Below are 18,497 nucleotides of genomic sequence, written 5' to 3' on the forward strand. Positions count from 1 at the left end.
TAAGGCAAAACACTCAGCCCGGACGGTGAAGCATGAGCGCGCGTCTGCCCCTGGAGACCCACCGCGTCGCCGAGGAGATCGACGGCGTCCTCGTCGAGCGCCCCCGGACCCGCCTGCCCGCGATCCTCATGACGGGTGAGGGCGCCGCCGCGTTCGTCGCCCTCTACCTGGACCGGCCGGTCGACGGCTCCCACGGCGCCCTCGTCCCGTACTCCGACCTGGAACCGCCCGAACCGCCCGAACCCGTCGAGCCGGACGAGCCGGAGAACACCCCATCCGGCCCGCCAGCACCCGACCAGCCTTACATCGACCTGGTGGGCGCGATAGCCCGTCGCTTCCAGACGTCCATGCCGAAGGGTTCGGGGAGCCTGCGCCTCCCTACGGTGCGTGCCATCGAGAGCGTCCTCAACGCGCCGACCCCGTCCGGCCTCCTGGAGGACCGCGAACGGGAGCTGCGGGACCACCTGTTCACCATGCGCAGGCAACCCCTGGGCCGTCCGGCTGACGCGCACGTGCAGGGTGTGGCCGACCTCCACTGGACGGCACGGGTCGTCGCCTTCGCCGGGAGCCTCCTCGCCCGTCCGCTCTACGGCCTGCGCCTACGCGGCAGGTCGCTGCGCTGGGTGGGCGCGCTCAGCCCCGACGCCGGGCAGGGCTTCCTGCGCACCGCGCTACGCCTGACCCGGAACGGCGATCTGCGCGTCAACCATGACCTCGTCCAGCGGCTCCTGCTCACCGCCCTGATCCGGGACCTCAAGAAGGCCGTCAGGCCCAACCCGTTCTCGGTGCGCCGCAACCGGCGCCGCTGGAGCTTCCTGCTGGTGCTCGGCGAGGTCACCGACGCGCGCCCCCACGCGGTCGGCCTCCTGCGGAACTACATCGAGATCCTCGACGCCGAGTCAGGCAAGGACGGGAAGCACCCGCCGCTGCTTCTGCTCGGCGCCCTCGACGGCCCGGCGCCGCCCGGTGTGCGGCGGCTGCTCCCGGCGTCCGCGCCGCACACCGGCGAGGAGATCGCCCGGCGGCTCAACGACCTGTTCCTCGCACCGCGCGGCCTCCCGGCCGCTGCTTACGAGGTGCCGATGCCGTCCGGCGGGGAAGGCGGGCTCGAAGAGTGGCTGGCCAACAACCCGCCGCCCGCCCGGCCGCCGCGCTTCTGGGACGGAGCCCGCCGCCGCGCCTACCTCTGGCGGCTCGTGGCCGGGGTGGCCGCCGTCGCCGTGGCCGTCCCGACCTGGACCTACGCCCTCGGGCCGCTCTACGAGAGGCTGACGACGGAACCGTGGTGCGCGAAGGTCGCCGACGGCCAGATCGTCGGCGTGACCGACGGCCTGGAATGCTCGCTCGCCGTTCCGGGACCCGACGGCAGGGAACTGCGTGAACTGGAGAAACTCACCGGCCAGAACAACAGGGCGATCGGTGACGCGCCCTCCCGCACCGTCGTCTTCTACGCGCCGGTCAGCGCCCGGGACGGCGCCGGGAACACCACGCTGAACGGAATCCACAGCCTGCGCGGCGCCATTCACGCGCAGCAGCGGATCAACGGCACCACCGGCAAGGACCATCTGAAGGTCAGGCTGCTCATCGCCAATCCCGGTGACGGATTCGCCTACGCTGGCAGCGCCGCCGATAAGACCCCCGACGTCACCGGAATGATCCTCAAAAGGGCGGCGAAGGACAGGATCGTCGCGGTCATTGGCATCACGCAGAGCCGGGAGACGTCCCTAGCGGCCATTCGCCGACTCGGCAGGGAGAAGATCCCCGTCGTGGCGAGTTCCACAACGGGGAGCGCGATGGTCGACCCGGACGATCCGGCGCTGCTCCGGTACTTCCAGGTGTCCCCGACGAACGCGTCGATCGCCGCCGTGATGGCCGCGTTCGTCAAGGACTCCGCCCAGGTGAAAGCCCTCGTCAAGGGCGCGCCGGACGGCCCCCCGACGGCGATTCTCGTCTACCACCCGGACGACCCGGTGTTCAGCGCCGACCTCGCGCACAAGTTCGAGGACGCCTACGGAACGGCGAACACCTCGCTCGTCGCCTACAGCGAGGGGGACGGGATCAGCGCGTCCGACGCGGCGAAACGGATCTGCGAGAACGTCGCGATCACCCGCGGCGTCGTCGTCTACGTGGGCCGTGCCGCCCGGCAGGAGGATCTGCTGAACCGGATGAGCAAGGAGCACAACTGCCGGAAGGACAGGCCGGTGATTCCGCTGCTGGTCGAGGCGCCCACAAGCGGTTTCCTCAACGACCCCGCCGCGTGGATGAAACGCCATTCGTTCGTCTCGCTGTTCTCGACGCCGTTCGACGCGTCACTGGCCGACGAGAACGACGGCTACACCGAGTTCGAGGACGAGTTCACCGAGTACTTCGACGGCAAGGGATTCGCCTATCGGCCGAACAGCGACGCGGCGGGCGCCTATGACGCGCTCGACATCGTCTCGCACGTGACGGACGTCGCCTACGGCATCACGGGCGACGCCGTCTCGGCCGACCATGTCTTTTTTGTCCTCAACGATCCGGGGGTCGGCGGCACCGGCGAGTGGCGCGGCGCGACCGGACCCATCACCCTCAACGGGGCGAACCGGTACCCGCCCGACAAGGAGATCTACGTGATCGGCACCGGCGCGGACGGCGAGAACACGGTGCTCCTCCGCTGCGGCCACCTCGCCCGCACCTGGGGCCGTCCGGAGGCCGTCCACGCCTGCCCGTGACGGGTCAGTGCCGGGTTCCGTTGACGGTGATCGCGCGGAACTCGGCGACGGCGTCCTCGCTGTAGACGCCGACCGCCCCCGACGGGTAGGGCCGCTCGTGGTCGGTGAACTCCGTCAGGTCGTCGCCCCCTACGGCGACGCGTAGGGTCGCGCCCCGCTGTGAGATCCGCACGGCGTACCAGGAGCCGAGCGGGTAAGGCTCGTCGCCGGTAGCGAGGAAGCGCTGCCCTCCCGGATAGGCGGGGTCCCGCTTACCGAGTTCCCAGCCGTTCGGTTTCAGCGCCAGATAGTAGAAGTGCTCCGGGTCGGTGTAAGCCCAGACGATCCAGGCCACCTCCCACGGGTTGCCCTCAGGTTCGCGCAGTGCCTTCACCGTCCGGGCTTCCAGCTCGAAGTCCAGCTCGGTGAAGGCCGCCACGGAGACGATGAGCCCCGCGTGCGTGGCGCTCGGCCGCGCGGGCGCCTGCGGCCGGAGGCTGAGCACGCCGTCCCGCGCCCCGTTGCGCCCGTGCCCGTCGAAGACCGACTTCCACGGCCCGTGCACGCTCCCGTCCTTCCACCGCGTGAACGTCCCCGGCGCGCGCTCGTCGGCGCGGGAGAACGGCTGGATCCACAGCAGCGCCGGGACGAGCAGCGCGGCCAGCACGAGGGGCCAGCGCCGTCGTGGCGGACGGCGGTGCCTGGCACGTTCGCGTACGGTCAACGGGCGCCTGCCAGAAGGGTGGGACGGTCAGGTCGGCGCTCCCACGGGCAGGAAGCCGTGGTCGTGGGTCAGCGCCGCGATGATGCGCTCGGCCGCCCTTCCGTCGCCGAACGGGTTGACCGCGTTCGCCATGGCGGCGTACGCGGCGGCGTCGTCGAGCAGCCGGGTCGCCTCATCGTAGAGGACGGCGGCGTCGGTGCCGATGAGCTTGGCCGTGCCCGCCTCGACGGCCTCGGGACGCTCCGTCGTCGCGCGCAGCACGAGCACGGGCTTGCCGAGGCTGGGCGCCTCCTCCTGCACGCCGCCGGAGTCGGTGAGGACGAGGTCGCAGGCGGCGAGCGTCGCGGCGAAATCCGCATAGCCGAGGGGTTCGACTATTGTCACCCGAGGGTGACCGTCGAGGACGGGCAGCAGGGATTCCCGGACGGCCGGGCTCTTGTGCAGCGGGAGCAGCAACTCGCAGTCGCCCCGGTCGGCGAGCCGCCGCAGCGAGCCCGCCATCGCCGCCATCTCCGCGCCCTGGCTCTCGCGCCGGTGCAGCGTCACGAGGACGCGGCGCAGCCCGGTCCGGAACGCGGGGACGCCCTGGCCGCGCGGCAGGATCCACAGCAGGTTGTCGATCACCGTGTTGCCCGTCACCGCGATCCGCTCGTCCGGCACGCCCTCGCTGCGCAGGGACCCGGCGGACCGCTCGGTGGGCGCGAAGTGCCAGCGCGAGATCCGGCCGATGAGCTGCCGGTTGATCTCCTCCGGGAACGGGTTGCCGAGGTCGCCGGTGCGCAGCCCCGCCTCGACGTGCGCGACGGGCACCTTCTGGTAGCTCGCGGCGAGCGCCCCGCACATCGCCGTGGTGGTGTCGCCCTGGACGACCACAAGGTCGGGCCCCGATTCGGCGATGGTGCGGCCCAGGCCGTCCACCAGCCTCCCGGTCAGCTCGGCGAGCCCCTGCCGCTCGCGCATCACCGCGAGGTCCGCCGCCGCCTTCATCTCCAGCAGGTGCAGCATCTGTTCGAGCATCTCGCGGTGCTGCCCGGTGCTGACGACGACGGGCTCGAAGCGCGGGTCGGCGGACATGGCGCGCACGACGGGGGCGAGTTTGATGGCCTCCGGACGCGTACCGAGGACGACCATGGCACGGATCGGCTCAGGGACGGTGGGCATGCGTGCTCCCGACAGGTGAGAGGGGGGTCAGGTCCGTGCGGTCTTGAGCCAGCCTTGCTTGCCGGAGAGCGCCCGCCACAGGGCCCACCACCCGGCGAGGAACCAGAGGTAGCCGTACAGGACGTAGGCGTGTCCGAGGAGGAGGACGCGCAGCCGTCCGACCTCCTTCTCCCGCTTCCGGTAGACGTACGCGTACACGCTCGCCAGCCCGAACGTGATCGTGTAGAACCACACGAACCACAGCGGGCTGAGCGCGCCGCGCCACACCGCGTCGGCGAACGCGACGGCGAAGCTGACCGGCAGCAGCGAGGTGAGCAGCAGCAGCGCCGGGCTCGACAGGTGGTAGAGGAGGTCGGCCGCCGCCCTGCCGTCGATCGTGCGCAGGATCAGCGGGTAGAGCTTGCGGGCGGCCTGCATGTGGCCCTGGAACCAGCGGGAGCGCTGGCGGACCAGTCGGCCCGGCGTGAGGACCGCTTGCTGGGAGACGGCGGCCGCGCCGCAGAAGGCGTTGGTCCAGCCTGCGGCGATGAGCCTTACGCCGAGATCGAGGTCTTCGGTAAGGCAGTCGCTCCAGGGGTCCTCGTTCAGGGAGTCCAGCGCGGAAAGCCGCATGAACTGCCCGTTCCCGCCCATGCCGACGCTGCCCAGGTGTCGCCGGGCGTTCTGGAAGATCTCGCCGTAGACGACGAACTCCATGTCCTGGAGCCGGGCCAGCACACCGCGGTCGCGGTTGTACATGCGGACGCCGATCTGCACCGCGCCGATCCGTGGGTCGTCGAAGTACGGGTCGACGGCCTGGACGGCGTGCGGGTCGAGCCTGCCGTCGGCGTCCACCACACAGACGACGACGTCGGCGGGGTCGTGGCCGTCGAGCAGGCCGGACGCGCGCAGGTGGGCGAGGCCCGCGTTGAGCGCGGCGCCCTTGCCGTGGCGGGCGTCCGGCGGCGTCCGGCGGTAGAGGACGGCGTCGCCCGCGGCCCGGACGAGCTCGGCGGTCCGGTCGTCTGAGGCGTCGTCGACGACGACGGTGAGGGTCTTACCGGGCAGTCCGGAAAGTCGGTCGAGGCTGGACCGGATAACGGCTTCCTCGTTCAGGCAGGCCACCAGGAACACATAAAAACGTGGATTTCTGGTCTGCCCGTTATGTGCCCTGTAGCGCCGTCGGGACAGCAGGAACATGCCGCTGTTGTAGCCGACCGCCAGCGCGATCATGGCGAGGCTGAGGGCGACGCCGACGATGGTGATCACAGCGCGCGGCCCGGCCTGGATCGTGTCGCGCGCAGTCGAAGGCGGGCGATGAAGACGCCGACAAAAAAGAGCAGATAGAGGCCAAAACCCAGTCCCGCGACGGTGAGCAGGACGCGCGCCACCTGGACCGGGGGCGACGCACCGGGCAGGGCGGCGACCCCCAGCAGGGCAAGGAGCGTGCCGAAAGGCACCTTCACATACATTCCATCCCCGTTAATCAAATGTCCATAGACCGGACCTTTGGTGTGCATGACCGTGCCGGAAGGCCGCACCTCCGACGTGACGCCCCCTGACGATCAAGCGACGACCGCAGGATATCTTGATCATCCATATTTGGCTAGAAGAGTTCATATTGCTAATGAACTGTTCACTTTTATTACATTTGATGAACTACGTTAAGCATGGACTGGGTTGTTCCGTGCCGTTCATACTGTCGCGCGGGGGTCCCTCGGGGCAGGGTCAGGGCCGCCAATAGGGACAATCGGAGGGCTAAGTCCAGAGATATGCGGATAAAACGGATACTTGTCGCGTTCGCCGTGCTCGGGGGGCTGCTGGCGGCACCGGGCGGGACCGCCCACGCGGGGTCGTTCGCCGCCCCCTCGAAGTTCACGATCCCCGCGGCGGGCGAGCGCAGCACCGTCTTCAACGCGCTGGCCGACCAGATCCGGCTACGCGAACGCGCCCGCCGGAAGGACCCGCGCGGCACCGTCAAACCACTGCCCGAGGCCAAGCGGAAGCGGATCGCGCAACCCGCCGCGCTCCGGCTCCGGCTCGTCTCCGGGCCACGTGTGGTCACCGCCGCCGCCGACCCCGCGCCGTCCGCGCTCGTGCTCTACGACAACGCCGGACCCTACGGATTCCTCGGCGAGCTGTACGGCATCGCGACCGCCAACCTCGCTGGCCACTTCGGGACGGTCACCGTCAAACCGGTACAGGATTATGTCGAAGGGGAAACGGAGGATTACACCGCCACGATCTACATCGGCTCGACGTACTACGGCGGCGGTATCCCCGACGCGATCCCCGACGAGTTCTACGGCGACGTCGCCAGCACCACCAAGCCCGTCGTGTGGATCGGGATGAACATCTGGAACCTCGCCAACAAGATCGGCGTGTCCACGTTCAGCACCAAGTACGGGTGGGACGCCACCAACTCGTTCTTCGGCGGCGTCGGCACCGCGCGCGTCGACTACAAGGGCCAGCCCCTCACCCGGACCATCCCGACGGCGGGCGACGGCGGCGTCATCAAGCCCTACGTCACCAACCCCGGGATCGTCACCCAGCTCGCCACCGGCCAGGACCCGGTGACGACACCCGCGACGCCCTTCCCGTGGGCCATCCGCTCGTCCAACCTGACCTACCTCGGCGAGATCCCCTACGCGTACGTCAACGAGACCGACCGCGTCATCGCCTGGCATGACCTCCTGTTCGACGCGCTTGCCCCGGGTACCACGACCAGGCACCGGGCCATACTGCGGCTGGAGGACATCAGCCCGAACAGCGACCCCGAGGAACTCCAGGACATCGCCGAGTACCTCGCGCAGGCCGACATCCCCTACGCGTTCCAGCTCGTCCCGCGCTACGAGGACCCCAACGGCACCTACAACGACGACGTGCCCGAGACCGTCCAGCTCCAGGACAGCCCCGACCTCATCGAGGTCCTCGAATACATGCTCAACAACGGCGGCCGCCTCATCCAGCACGGCTACACCCACCAGAACGGCAGCGCCCCCAACCCGTACAACGGGGTCACCGGCGATGACTTCGAGTTCTACCGGGCACACGTGGACGAGAACGACAGCGTGATCCTCGACGGGCCCGTCATCGGCGACTCCGTCACCTGGGCCACCAACCGGATCACCACCGGACGGGCGCTGTACGCCCAGCACGACCTGCCCACCCCGACGATCTGGACGACCCCGCACTACGCCGCCTCGATCGACGACTACACGGCCATCAAGAACATCTTCGCGGCAGCGCTCGAAAGGCGGATCTACCCGTCCGGGACGCTCGCGGGCGGCACCCTCGACTACACGAGGATCATCGGCCAGTTCTTCCCCTACCCGGTGACCGACGTGACCGGCGGCAAGGTCCTGCCCGAGAACCTCGGCAACTACGAGCCCGAGGCGTACAACAACCACCCGGCGCGCTTCCCGGAGGACCTCATCCGGGCCGCCGAGTACAACCTCGCCGTACGCGACGGCTTCGCCTCGTTCTTCTACCACCCGTACTTCCCGGTGGCCCCCCTCCAGGAGACCGTCGAGGGCATCCAGAACCTCGGCTACACCTTCGTGGACCCGGCTACCGTCATCCCGTGACGACCGCACGTCCGGCTTCGGCGCTGGCGGCGGCCCTCCTCCTGGGGGCCGCCGCCTGCGCCGCGCCGCACGCCGCCGCGCCGCCGCGCCAGTACGGCTTCGCCCTCCCGTCCTGGACGGAGACGGACTACGCCTCGCCGGTGGCGGCCACCCATGTCGCGTCCCTCGCCGCGACGGGCGCGGGCTGGATCCAGCTCACCCCGACCTGGTACCAGTCCGACCCCGCCGCGTCGGCCATCGGACGCACCGAGGAGACCGCCTCGGACGCGTCACTCCGCCACGTCGTCGCGCTGGCCCGCAGGCACGGCCTGAAGATCCTCCTGAAACCGCACCTCGATCTTCCCGACGACCGCGACAGGGCCGAGATCCGCCCCCACGACCTCGCCGCCTGGTTCACCTCCTATCGCGCATTCCTCCTCCACTACGCCCGCCTGGCCGCCTCCCTCAACATCGAGGAGTTCGCCGTGGGCACCGAACTCGCCGGAGTCCAGGCCCACCGCACCGAGTGGCTGGACGTCATCGCCGCCGTCCGCGCCCTCTACCCGGGCGAACTCACCTACGCCGCCAACTACGACTCCTACAGCTCCGTCCCCTTCTGGGACGCCCTGGACCTCATCGGCATAGACGCCTACTGGCCCCTCGCCTCAAGCCCCACCACCTCCGTCGCCGCCCTACGCCGAGCCTGGTCCCCCCACGTCAAAGCCCTGTCCTCCTTCTCCGCCACCCACAACAAGCCCATCCTCTTCACCGAAGCCGGTTACACCAGCCAACGCGGCACCACCACCGCCCCCTACTCCTGGACCCTCTCCACCACCCCCGCCCCAAAAGAACAAGCCGCCGCCTACAAGGCCCTCCTCACCACCTTCACCCCCCACCCCTGGTGGCACGGCGTCCACTTCTGGATGTGGGACGCCTTCCCCAACAGCGAAGACCCCACCCCCTCCCTCTCCTACACCCCCCACAAAAAACCAGCCGAAAAGCTACTCCCCCCTTACTTCCAGCACCCCACCCGCTCCCCATGAACACCAGCGTCGAGCGAACACTGCGCCACCGCGTCGCCGAACTCGACGCCGCACACCCCTGGTTCGACAGCGACCTCGACCACTTCGCCGACGTCATGTCCGAGCACACCGACACCAGGGCGGCAGCGGAATGTGGGGACGGGGTCGGGGATCCGGAGGCGGCGGATCGGATCGTCGGGGGCTGTCGGCTGCTTGACGTCATCGCCGAACGTGACGCGGACCTGGTCGCCGGGCCGCTGTGCCTGTCACGTCAGCACTGGACGGGGACGGGCCGGGAGGACGTCGCGCCGGAGCCACGGCTGACGCCGTCGAAGGCGCTCTTCGTTCCTCCGGAGACGGCGCAGGGGGATCTTCTCAGCGCCAAGCCGTTCGACGTCGGTCTGTTCACCTCGACGTGTGCGAGCGAAGGCCGCAGCATGTGGCGCGCCTACCTCGACGGTTACCTAGGATCCGACCTCTTCCCGCTGCCGTGGCGGACCTGGCATCTTCGGCCCGGCGGTGGGGGGATTCGGGTGCGGGAGATCACGGATGCGAAGAGCTGGGTGGAGTTTGTGGCTGAGTATCCCCGGGGGGACGGCGGGATCGTCTATCCGGACTGGCGGCGGGTTGGTCGGGACTTCGCGGGGGTGCACATGACGTTGCGGGCGATAGCGGCCACGCAGGGGTTGTGCTTTCCCGTGTCGGGCGGGTTGACGGCGGCGCCGTACTGGGACGTCGAGTCGACGTTGTGGCTTCGGTGGGTGTTCGGTGGGGACGCGGTTCTTCAGGAGGTCGTCGAGGAGGAATGACCGAGCACGCGGTGGGAGCGGCGTTCCGGTGCCGGAGGCTTGGGCGGATCGGTCATGGGGTCAGGTGGGGGGTGAGGAGGGTGGCTACTTCGGGGGTGGCTTGTTCGGGGATCCAGTGGCCGGTGTTGGGGAGGATGTGGAAGGTGTAGGGGGCGGTGACGTGGTGGCGGGTGAGGGTGGCGGCTTTGGGGCCCAGGGCGGGGTCGGCGTCGCTCCAGACGTACAAGGTGGGGACGGTGACGGGGGCCAGGCGGCCCGGGGGGTTGAAGGGCATGGCGCGGTACCAGTTGAGGGCGGGGGTGAGGGCGCCTGAGTGGGCTAGGAAGTCGGCGTCCCGGGTGGCTTCGGCTTCGGTTTTGCCGCTTCGCACGAGTCCGGCGATGAGGCGTGGGCGCGCGCGGCGGTGGAGGGTGCGTAGGGCCACCTCGGGTAGCCACGGTAGCTGGAAGAAGAACATGTACCAGGACATGAGGGCCTGGCGGCTGGTGAAGAGGGCGCGCATGAACGCGGCGGGGTGCGGGACGGACAGGGCGGTCAGCGTGGCGACCAGATCCGGCCGGGTCGCGGCGAGCGTCCAGGCGACGGCGGCGCCCCAGTCGTGCCCGACGACGTGCACCTTGCGCCCGCCCAGCCGTGCCTCCTCGATGAGCGCGACTACGTCGGCGACGAGCTCGGACAGCCGGTAGGCGAACCGCCCGCGCGGCCGGGCCCGTGGCGAGTACCCGCGCTGGTCGGGCGCCAGCGTCCGGTAGCCCGCGGCGTGCAGCAGCGGCGCGAGCCGGTCCCAGGAGCTGGACGTCTGCGGGAACCCGTGCAGAAGCACCACGACGTCCCCGTCCAGCGGCCCCCCGTCCACGACGTCGAACACCCAACCGCCCCGCGCGAACGACGTGATCCGCTCCGCACCCATGCGTGTCCGCCCTCTCCTCGATGTGATCGATGATTACATTCGCTCCCGGCGCGGGTGTCAAGGTGTGGTACGACTTGTCCGGTGAGTTCCCGGGAGACCGGTCGGCCCTACCACCACGGATCCCTGCCGGAGACGCTCGTCGCGCACGCGGTCGAGCTGCTGGACGAGGCGGGGCCGGAGGCGGTCGTCGTCCGCGAGGTGGCGCGCCGGGCGGGTGTCTCCCCGGCGGCGCCGTTCCGGCACTTCGCCGACCGGGCGGCGCTGATGACCGCCGTCACCGAGGCGGTCGCGGTCGATTTCAGCGGGATCCAGCGCGCCGCCGTGGAGTCCGCCGACGACCTCCCGTTCCGCGCGCTCGGCACCGCTTTTGTGCACTACGCCCTGACTTATCCGCACCGGTTCGCCCTGCTGCGCGCCGCCGTCTTCGGCGCGACCCGCGCCCCGGCGCTGGAGGCGGGCCACCGCGCCTTCACCGAGGCCGTCACCGACCTCATCGTCGCCGGGCAGCGCCGCGGCGACCTCCGCGCGGCCGACCCCCGCCTCGTCCGCGTCACCGCCCAGGCCCTCGTCTACGGCCTCTCCCAGATGTTCGTGGACGGCTACCTGGACCCCACCGACGCCGACACCCTGATCACCGAGACCATCGCCCTCTTCGGCCTGGGCGTCCTCCCCGAAACCCACCCGGCCCGCCCCACCTAGCCGACGGACCATCACCGAACCGCCACACGGCACGGCGGGCGGTCGGTGGGAACGGGGGAGCCCTGCGGGTGGGCCGGGGAGAGGCCCGCCCGCAGGGCGGTGGGGGTGGGAGGGAAGGGTTAGCGGCCGGTGAGGGAGTGGGCGGGGCCGCCTACCTTGGTCCAGGTGGTGCCGGAGCCGGTCCACTGGAAGACGGCGGTGCGGTCGGGGCTGAGGCCGTAGACGTGGTTGCCGGTGACGGCGAACTGGGCGCCGGGGCCGCCGATCTTGGACCAGTTCTCGGGGGTGCCGTTGTAGCGGTAGAGGTCGCCGGTGGACGGGTTGGTGGCGAAGAGGCCCGCGCCGCCCGCGTAGAGGGTGGCTGCGGCGCCGCCCACCTTGGTCCAGGTGGTGCCGGAGCCGGTCCACTGGAAGACGGCGGTGCGGTCGGGGCTGAGGCCGTAGACGTGGTTGCCGGTGACGGCGAACTGGGCGCCGGGGCCGCCGACCTTGCTCCAGTTCTCGGGGGTGCCGTTGTAGCGGTAGAGGTCGCCGGTGGACGGGTTGGTGGCGAAGAGGCCCGCACCGCCCGCGTAGAGGGTGCCTGCGGCGCCGCCCACCTTGGTCCAGGTGGTGCCGGAGCCCGTCCACTGGAAGACGGCGGTGCCGTCGGGGGAGAGGCCGTACAGGCGGTCGCCGGCGACGGCGAACTGGCGGCCGGGGCCGCCGACCTTGCTCCAGTTCTCGGGGGTGCCGTTGTAGCGGTAGAGGTCACCCGTGGACGGGTTCGTGGCGAAAAGCCCCGCGCCGCCCGAGTACAGCGCGCCCGCCGCGCCGCCGACCTTTGTCCAGGCGGTGCCCTGGCCGGAGTACTGGAAGACGCCCGAGCGGTCCGGCGACAGGGCGAACAGGCCGCTCCCGCTCGGCACCGGGTTGCCGCAGTTGCGGCTGACCTCGAAGTGCTGGTTGTAGGACCAGTTGACGGGCAGGAGGCGGCCGTCGATGGTGGCCTGCACGACGGTGCCGTTCAGCTTCTGCTCGTAGTGCAGGTGCGCGCCCTGGGACGCGCCGGTGTTGCCGACGGTGCCGAGCTGGCGGCCGCGCTCCACGTTGGCGCCGACGGCGACGTCGCGCCGGTCCAGGTGCAGGTAGCGGGTCTGCCAGCCGCCGCCGTGGTCGATCACGACGTAGTTCCCGGCGCTGCTGGAGAACTCCGAGATCACGACGCGGCCGGACGCGGAGGCGAGCGTCGGCTGGCCGAGGGTGGGCCCGCTGGTCGGGATCATGTCGATCATGTACTGGTTGGCGTGGCCGCCGTGGGTGGAGGTCGTCCACCGCTGGCCGCAGGGGACGGGCAGTTGGAAGGCGGGCTTCTCCGCCGCTCCGGCCGGGGCGGCGGCGGGCAGGGCGGCGACCGGCGCGAGGAACAGCGTCGCCGCCGCCACGAGGCCGATCCTTCTGAGGATCTTCATGCGTCTCCTTCGAGGGTGGGGGGTGCGAAGAGCGCGTGTCAGTCGGTGGTGATGCTCGCGGCGGGGCCGCCGATCCTGGCCCAGCCGAGGCTGAGGCCGGACCACTGGTAGACGCCGCTGCGGTCGGGGCTCAGCCCGTAGATGCGGTCTCCGGTGACGGCGAATTGTGCGCCGGGCCCGCCGACCTTGCTCCAGCTCTGCGGGACGCCGCTGAACTTGTAGAGGTCGCCGGTGAGGGGGTTCGTGGCGAAGAGTCCGGCGCCGCCGCCGTACAGCGCGCCCGCCGCGCCGCCGACCCTGGTCCAGGTGGTGCCGGAGCCCGTCCACTGGAAGACGGCGCTGCGGTCGGGGCTCAGCCCGTACACGCGGTCGACGGTGACGGCGAACTGCGCGCCGGGTCCGCCGATCTTCGTCCAGTTCTCGGGGGTTCCGCTGTAGCGGTAGAGGTCGCCCGATGTCGGGTTTGTGGCGAAGAGTCCGGCCGGGCCCCCGTAGAGCCTGCCCGCCGGGCCGCCGACCTTGGTCCAGGTGGTGCCGGAGCCCGTCCACTGGTAGACGGCGCTCCGGTCGGGCCGCAGCCCGTAGAGCCTGCCGCCCGCGACGACGAACTGGGCGCCCGGTCCGCCGACCTTGCTCCAGTTCTCGGGTGTCCCGTTGTACTTGTAGAGGTCGCCCGTCGTCGGGTTCGTCGCGAACAGGTTGCCGTCGCCCCCGATGAGCGTCCCGGCCGCGCCGCCGATCCTGATCCAGGACGAGCCGCTGGTCCGCTGGTAGACGGCGCTCCGGTCCGGGCTCAGCCCGTACACGCGGTGCGGGGTGTACGGCCGCGCGCGCCAGCTCAGCCGTGCCAGGTCGACGCCGCCCGCGCCCCAGCCCGCGCTGCTCAGCCACAGGCTCCCGTCGGTGTCCGCGACGACCTCGGCGGCGTGTGACGGCAGCCTGCCCACCTGGCCGGACTGGGTGAACCGGAACGGGTCGGTGCTCGCGTACACCTCGGCCCCCACGTAGTCCGCGGTGGAGGAGGAGCCGCCGAGGAACAGGTGCCAGAGGCCGTTCCGCTGCATCACGTAGGGGGATTCGGTCCAGCCGTCTCCCACGGCGGTGTAGGCGATCTTCCGGGCGCTCCACGTGACGAGGTCGGTGCTGGTCCGGTAGGCGACGACGTCGCGGCCCCCGTTGGCGCGCTCCGTCGCGGTGTAGTACATGACCCACTGGGACCCGATCCGGGCGACCATCGGGTCGCGCGCCTCCCATCCGTCCCGGAACAGGGGGCCCGCCGCCCGGCGCGTCCAGTGGTACAGGTCGGTGGACGTGGCGAGGTTGATCTGGCTCCGGGACGCGTCGCCCACGGTCTGGCCGCCCGCGTAGAACATGTAGTACGTCGATCCGGAGCGGATGACGTGCGGCGCCCACAGGTGCGACTCCCCGTAGGAGGGGTCGACCGTCAACGCCATGGGGCGTTTTGTCCAGGGGCCGCGCAGGCTGGGCGCGGTGGCGTGCGCGAACTGGTCCTCGTCCTCGGGGGAGGCGGGTTCGGGGTGGGTGATGCCGAACAGGTGCCAGGTTCCGGTCGCCTCGTCCCGGATGAACGTGTGGTCGTTGATGTACCAGGGCCGGGTCTCTCCGACGCTCGGGTCGTAGATCCGGAAGAAGTCCCCGGTGGTCACGGACTCGGCGGGCGCGGCGGCGGCCGGGACGGCGGGTACCGTCCCGAGCGAGACCGCCACGAGGACGGCGGCGAGGGCGGTGCGGAGGTGCACGGTGGGGCTCCAGGGGGTTCCCCGTGGGCGGGCCGGGGGCCGGCCCGCCCACGGAACGGTGTCGGTTATCGGCCGGAGATGGAGTGCGCGGGGCCGCCGACCTGGACCCACGACGTGCCGGACCCGGTCCACCGGAAGACCGCCTGGCCGTTGGGCGCGAGCCCGTACAGCTGGTCGGCGGTGACCGCGAACTGGCGGCCGGGACCGCCGACCTTGGCCCAGTTCTCGGGGGTGCCGCTGAACTTGTAGATGTCACCCGTGGACGGGTTCGTGGCGAAGAGTCCGGCGCCGCCCGCGTAGAGCTGGGCCGCCGCGCCGCCGACCTTGGTCCACGCGGTGCCGGAGCCGTTCCACTGGAAGACGGCGGTCCGGTCGGGGCTCAGCCCGTAGAGGCGGCTGCCGGTGACGGCGAACTGGGCGCCGGGTCCGCCGACCTTGCTCCAGTTCTCGGGTGTCCCGTTGTACTTGTAGAGGTCGCCCGTGGACGGGTTGGTGGCGAAGAGTCCGGCGCCGCCCGCGTAGAGCTGGCCCGCCGCGCCCCCGACCTTCGTCCAGGTGGTGCCGGAGCCGTTCCACTGGAACACCGCGCTCCGGTCGGGGCTCAGCCCGTAGACGCGGTCGCCGCTGACGACGAACTGGGCGCCGGGTCCGCCGACCTTGCTCCAGTTCTCCGGCGTCCCGTTGTAGCGGTAGAGGTCGCCCGTGGACGGGTTCGTGGCGAAGACTCCCGCCCCGCCCGTGATGAGCTGGCCCGCCGCGCCGCCGACCTTCGTCCACGCGTTGCCCTGGCCGGTGTACTGGAAGACGCCCGAGCGGTCCGGGGACAGCGCGAACAGGCCGCTCCCGCTGGGCACCGGGGTGCCGCAGTTGGTGCTCACCATGTCGATCGGGCGGTCCGGGTGCATGATCAGCAACTGGCCCTGCAGCCTCGAATGGACGATGTGCTGGTTCTCGGCGTTCTGGTCGCTGTTCGGGTTGTAGAGCTGCTCGTAGTGCAGGTGGGGGTAGTTGGCTCCGACGGAGCCCATGTAGCCGATGACGTCGCCGCGCCTGACCGTGGTGCCGGGCCGGGCGACGTTGGTCATGTGGAGGTACAGGGTGAACCAGCCGTTGCCGTGCCGGATCTCCAGCCCGCCGGGCGAGACGTTCTCGTGCACGTAGCCGTCGGCCGACGCCAGGATCGGGCTGCCCGTCTGCATCCCGTACCGGTACATGTCGATCTTCTTGTCGGTGGGGTTGTGGCCCCCGTACGTCTTCAGCTCGATCCTGGTGTTGCAGGGGAACGGCAGCCGGAAGTCCGGCCTGGTGTCCTCCATGCCCGCCTGCGCCGAGGTCGCGACCGACACGGCGGCGAGCGGCGCGAGGAACAGCGCCGCCGCGGCCGTGAGGCCGACCCTTGTGATCCTCATGTGTCTCCTTGGGGGTGGGAGCGTGCCTTGGGTCAGGCTTTGCGGAGCCGGCCGATGATGCCGTCGATGTCCCGGATGAACATGTCCGGCCGGATCCAGTGGCCACCGGGCCGTTCGAGCGGCTCGTGCGGGATGCCCGCCTGACGGAGCAGGGAGCTGAACTCGCGGTGGCCGTTGAGGACGTGGCTCTCGTTGAACCAGTCCCAGACGGTGTCGGGGCTGGTCCCGGCGACGAGGAAGACCCGCTTGTTGCGGTAGCTCTCGATCCGCTGGACCGGGTTGTCGGCGTTGATCCGGTTCTGGTCCCACGGGGCGCCGTAGACCATTCCGCCGCCGAGCTCGACCGCCGCCGACGACGCGTTGGCCCAGTGCACGACCGCGCCGCCGTCGCGGCGGAGGCTGGCCGGGCCCGAATGCGAGCTGACCGAGGCGAAATGGCCGTAGTACTTGGCCGCGTACTTCAGCGCGCCGAATCCACCCATGGAGAATCCGGCGACGGCCCTGCCGTTGTATTCGGCGTAGGTGCGGAAGTTCGCGTCGATCCACGGCAGGAGTTGCGCGATGTGGAACGTCTCCCAGTTGCGGGGGCCGACGTTCGAGTGGACCGGGTTGGAGTACCAGCCCGCCGCGCCGCCGTCGGGCATGACGACGATGATGCGTTTTCCGGCGGTCCAGTCGCGGACGCGGTGGCGGTCGAACGTGATGAAGTCCTGCTGTCCGCCGTGGAACAGATAGAGAACGGGATAGCGGAGGCCGCTGTTGTGGTATCCGTCCGGCAGCAGGACATTGACGCCGGGATTCCATCCGATCGCGTTTGTCGCGAACCGGTAGTACCGCATCCGGTGGTCGGCCTCGTTGCGGTCGACGACGCGCAACCCGAACCCGTCGCCGACGGCGCCGGCCGCCGACGCGGGGATCAGGGCGCCGCCGGCGCCGACGGTCAGCGCGGCGGTGAGACCGCCCGCGGCTTTCAACACACCCCTGCGGGTGAGAATCAACTCACTCAAATCATGCTCCTCGGACGGGGAATCGCCTGGTCAGCCACGCGGGAGCGCCCACCCACGGGCCGGTATCGGCCGACAACCTTCAGTACAGAAAAACGGGCATGTATGTATGGGTGGCGTCGGCGTGGAACCTGTTGCTGGGTGGGGGTTCCGAGCCGCCGGTGACTGGGCTGGCCGAACCTCATCTAAGCCGAGGTTCCGGCCTCCACCCGGGCGGTGCGCCCCCGTCCCGCCGACATCGGACATCCGCGAGGATGTCCGGCCTGCTGGGACGGGCCGGAACGTGGACGCGTCGGACAAAGCTTCGGACAAAGGGGAAGGCGTCATGGGCAGGCTCGAACAGCGGTTGGACCCCGAGGCGGGGCCGCTCCAGCGGTTCGCGCAGGATCTACGGGACCTGCGCCGGCGCGCGGGCAGCCCGTCCTACCGGGACCTCGCCGCCCGGACCCACTATTCGGCGTCCACGCTCGCCGCCGCGGCCTCGGGACTCAAACTCCCCACCGAGCCGGTGCTCGCCGCCTACGTCACCGCGTGCGGCGGCGACCCGCACGAATGGGAGGGCCGCCGGAGAAAGCTGAGCCTTCTGATGTCCGCTGCGGTGGTGGACGAGGAAGTGGAACCGGAAATGGCGGGAACGCCGTCCGAGGCGGAGGCGCCGGTTCCGCCCGTCGCGCCCCGAAGAACGGTGGACGTTTCCCGGTTCCGGACGCGGACGTTCCGCAACTTCGTCACCCGGTGGGCTTCGGTCCTTTCCCTGGTGCTCCTCTTTCTGGTCTTCCTGCAGAACCTGTATTCGCCGGAGAAGCCCAGCCACGCCGAAGTCCCGCTGGACTCCCCCAAGAAGGTGGCGGGCGATCAGGAACTGCGCGCCGATTCCGACGTCCCGCCGATCTACCGGCCGCAGATCATGGCGGCGGCCAACAGATGTCCGGCCCCCGAGGTGACGCCCGCGCTCGTCGCCGCGATCCTCAAGGTGGAAAGCGGATTCGACCCGAACCTCGCCGACCCGGCGAAGGACGAGTACGGAATAGCCCGCTGGACGCCGCGCGTCCTCCGCCACTACCTTCCGCTGGAACAGCAGGCGGTCGTCCCCGAGCCGCCGTTCACCGCCGAGGAGTCGATCGCCGCCCTGGGCCGGATGCTCTGCACGCTCGCGCCCATCCTCCAGGGTGTGCCCGGCGACGCCGCGCTCAACCTGGCCGCCGCCTACCGCACCTCCACGTGGACCGTCCAGCAGCAGGGGCCCGGCCTCCGCAAGATCGCCCCCTACCTGGACAAGGTGAGGACCCAGCTGCACGCCTACACCCCCTAGC

At 70.5% G+C, this 18,497-nt stretch carries 15 protein-coding genes; 6 read left to right on the top strand and 9 right to left on the bottom strand.

The window, feature by feature from the left end:
• Window positions 1-32: 32 nt before the first annotated feature.
• Window positions 33-2,711 carry a hypothetical protein gene (locus LO762_RS29565; RefSeq protein WP_230619424.1) on the top strand — a complete coding sequence of 893 codons (2,679 nt, stop codon included), beginning with the start codon at window positions 33-35 and terminating at the stop codon, window positions 2,709-2,711.
• Window positions 2,712-2,715: 4 nt separating this feature from the next.
• Here the strand turns inward: LO762_RS29565 and LO762_RS29570 are convergent, their stop codons facing one another.
• From LO762_RS29570 to LO762_RS29585, 4 genes are read right to left on the bottom strand one after another with little or no spacing between them, the layout of a single operon-like run.
• On the bottom strand, window positions 2,716-3,414 hold the full coding sequence (locus tag LO762_RS29570; RefSeq protein ID WP_230619425.1) for a family 16 glycoside hydrolase: 699 nt from the start codon (window positions 3,412-3,414) through the stop codon (window positions 2,716-2,718).
• A gap of 27 nt (window positions 3,415-3,441) precedes the next feature.
• Window positions 3,442-4,575, bottom strand: a complete 1,134-nt coding sequence (wecB, locus tag LO762_RS29575; RefSeq protein WP_230619426.1) for a non-hydrolyzing UDP-N-acetylglucosamine 2-epimerase — start codon at window positions 4,573-4,575, stop codon at window positions 3,442-3,444.
• Between the two features lie 27 nt (window positions 4,576-4,602).
• On the bottom strand, window positions 4,603-5,823 hold the full coding sequence (locus LO762_RS29580; RefSeq protein WP_230619427.1) for a glycosyltransferase family 2 protein: 1,221 nt from the start codon (window positions 5,821-5,823) through the stop codon (window positions 4,603-4,605).
• Window positions 5,820-6,020, bottom strand: a complete 201-nt coding sequence (locus LO762_RS29585; protein WP_230619428.1) for a hypothetical protein — start codon at window positions 6,018-6,020, stop codon at window positions 5,820-5,822. The genes LO762_RS29580 and LO762_RS29585 overlap by 4 nt, the downstream gene beginning before the upstream one ends.
• Window positions 6,021-6,326: 306 nt before the next feature.
• Between LO762_RS29585 and LO762_RS29590 the strand changes: the two genes are divergently transcribed.
• The 3 genes from LO762_RS29590 to LO762_RS29600 are packed head-to-tail and all read left to right on the top strand — an operon-like array spanning window position 6,327 to window position 9,951.
• The gene (locus LO762_RS29590) at window positions 6,327-8,141 is read left to right on the top strand and encodes a DUF2334 domain-containing protein (RefSeq protein ID WP_230619429.1); all 1,815 of its coding nucleotides are present in this window, start codon (window positions 6,327-6,329) and stop codon (window positions 8,139-8,141) included.
• Complete coding sequence (locus tag LO762_RS29595; protein ID WP_230619430.1) at window positions 8,138-9,163, top strand: hypothetical protein; 1,026 nt, start codon at window positions 8,138-8,140, stop codon at window positions 9,161-9,163. Before LO762_RS29590 ends, LO762_RS29595 begins: the two co-directional genes overlap by 4 nt.
• Window positions 9,160-9,951: a hypothetical protein gene (locus tag LO762_RS29600; protein WP_230619431.1), complete on the top strand. Its 792-nt coding sequence runs from the start codon at window positions 9,160-9,162 to the stop codon at window positions 9,949-9,951. Before LO762_RS29595 ends, LO762_RS29600 begins: the two co-directional genes overlap by 4 nt.
• Before the next feature lie 52 nt (window positions 9,952-10,003).
• Here LO762_RS29600 and LO762_RS29605 read toward each other — a convergent pair whose 3' ends face one another.
• The gene (locus LO762_RS29605) at window positions 10,004-10,861 is read right to left on the bottom strand and encodes an alpha/beta fold hydrolase (protein ID WP_230619432.1); all 858 of its coding nucleotides are present in this window, start codon (window positions 10,859-10,861) and stop codon (window positions 10,004-10,006) included.
• 81 nt (window positions 10,862-10,942) lie between these two features.
• Between LO762_RS29605 and LO762_RS29610 the strand changes: the two genes are divergently transcribed.
• Window positions 10,943-11,560, top strand: a complete 618-nt coding sequence (locus LO762_RS29610) for a TetR/AcrR family transcriptional regulator (protein ID WP_230619433.1) — start codon at window positions 10,943-10,945, stop codon at window positions 11,558-11,560.
• Between the two features lie 119 nt (window positions 11,561-11,679).
• Here the strand turns inward: LO762_RS29610 and LO762_RS29615 are convergent, their stop codons facing one another.
• The 4 genes from LO762_RS29615 to LO762_RS29630 all read right to left on the bottom strand — a co-directional run bounded on the left by LO762_RS29615 (window position 11,680) and on the right by LO762_RS29630 (window position 17,187).
• Complete coding sequence (locus tag LO762_RS29615) at window positions 11,680-13,011, bottom strand: peptidoglycan DD-metalloendopeptidase family protein (protein WP_230619434.1); 1,332 nt, start codon at window positions 13,009-13,011, stop codon at window positions 11,680-11,682.
• Window positions 13,012-13,049: 38 nt separating this feature from the next.
• Window positions 13,050-14,771: a hypothetical protein gene (locus LO762_RS29620; protein WP_230619435.1), complete on the bottom strand. Its 1,722-nt coding sequence runs from the start codon at window positions 14,769-14,771 to the stop codon at window positions 13,050-13,052.
• A 65-nt stretch (window positions 14,772-14,836) separates the two neighbouring features.
• The gene (locus LO762_RS29625) at window positions 14,837-16,180 is read right to left on the bottom strand and encodes a peptidoglycan DD-metalloendopeptidase family protein (protein WP_230619436.1); all 1,344 of its coding nucleotides are present in this window, start codon (window positions 16,178-16,180) and stop codon (window positions 14,837-14,839) included.
• A 32-nt stretch (window positions 16,181-16,212) separates the two neighbouring features.
• Entirely contained in the window at window positions 16,213-17,187 is a 975-nt protein-coding gene (locus LO762_RS29630; protein ID WP_304523718.1) for an alpha/beta hydrolase family protein, read from the bottom strand.
• 322 nt (window positions 17,188-17,509) lie between these two features.
• Here LO762_RS29630 and LO762_RS29635 point away from each other — a divergent pair, with 322 nt between their 5' ends.
• Entirely contained in the window at window positions 17,510-18,496 is a 987-nt protein-coding gene (locus tag LO762_RS29635) for a helix-turn-helix domain-containing protein (protein ID WP_230619437.1), read from the top strand.
• Window position 18,497 lies beyond the last annotated feature (1 nt).

It is taken from the genome of Actinocorallia sp. API 0066, from assembly GCF_020991275.1.
In the GTDB taxonomy this organism is placed as follows: domain Bacteria; phylum Actinomycetota; class Actinomycetes; order Streptosporangiales; family Streptosporangiaceae; genus Actinocorallia.

Bases quoted from the DNA above. Each gene is read 5' to 3' on its own strand.
- LO762_RS29625 (WP_230619436.1), bottom strand. From the start codon at position 16,180: ATGAGGATCACAAGGGTCGGCCTCACGGCCGCGGCGGCGCTGTTCCTC.
- LO762_RS29565 (WP_230619424.1), top strand. From the start codon at position 33: ATGAGCGCGCGTCTGCCCCTGGAGACCCACCGCGTCGCCGAGGAGATC.
- LO762_RS29635 (WP_230619437.1), top strand. From the start codon at position 17,510: ATGGGCAGGCTCGAACAGCGGTTGGACCCCGAGGCGGGGCCGCTCCAG.
- LO762_RS29600 (WP_230619431.1), top strand. From the start codon at position 9,160: ATGAACACCAGCGTCGAGCGAACACTGCGCCACCGCGTCGCCGAACTC.
- LO762_RS29615 (WP_230619434.1), bottom strand. From the start codon at position 13,011: ATGAAGATCCTCAGAAGGATCGGCCTCGTGGCGGCGGCGACGCTGTTC.
- LO762_RS29590 (WP_230619429.1), top strand. From the start codon at position 6,327: ATGCGGATAAAACGGATACTTGTCGCGTTCGCCGTGCTCGGGGGGCTG.
- LO762_RS29605 (WP_230619432.1), bottom strand. From the start codon at position 10,861: ATGGGTGCGGAGCGGATCACGTCGTTCGCGCGGGGCGGTTGGGTGTTC.
- wecB (WP_230619426.1), bottom strand. From the start codon at position 4,575: ATGCCCACCGTCCCTGAGCCGATCCGTGCCATGGTCGTCCTCGGTACG.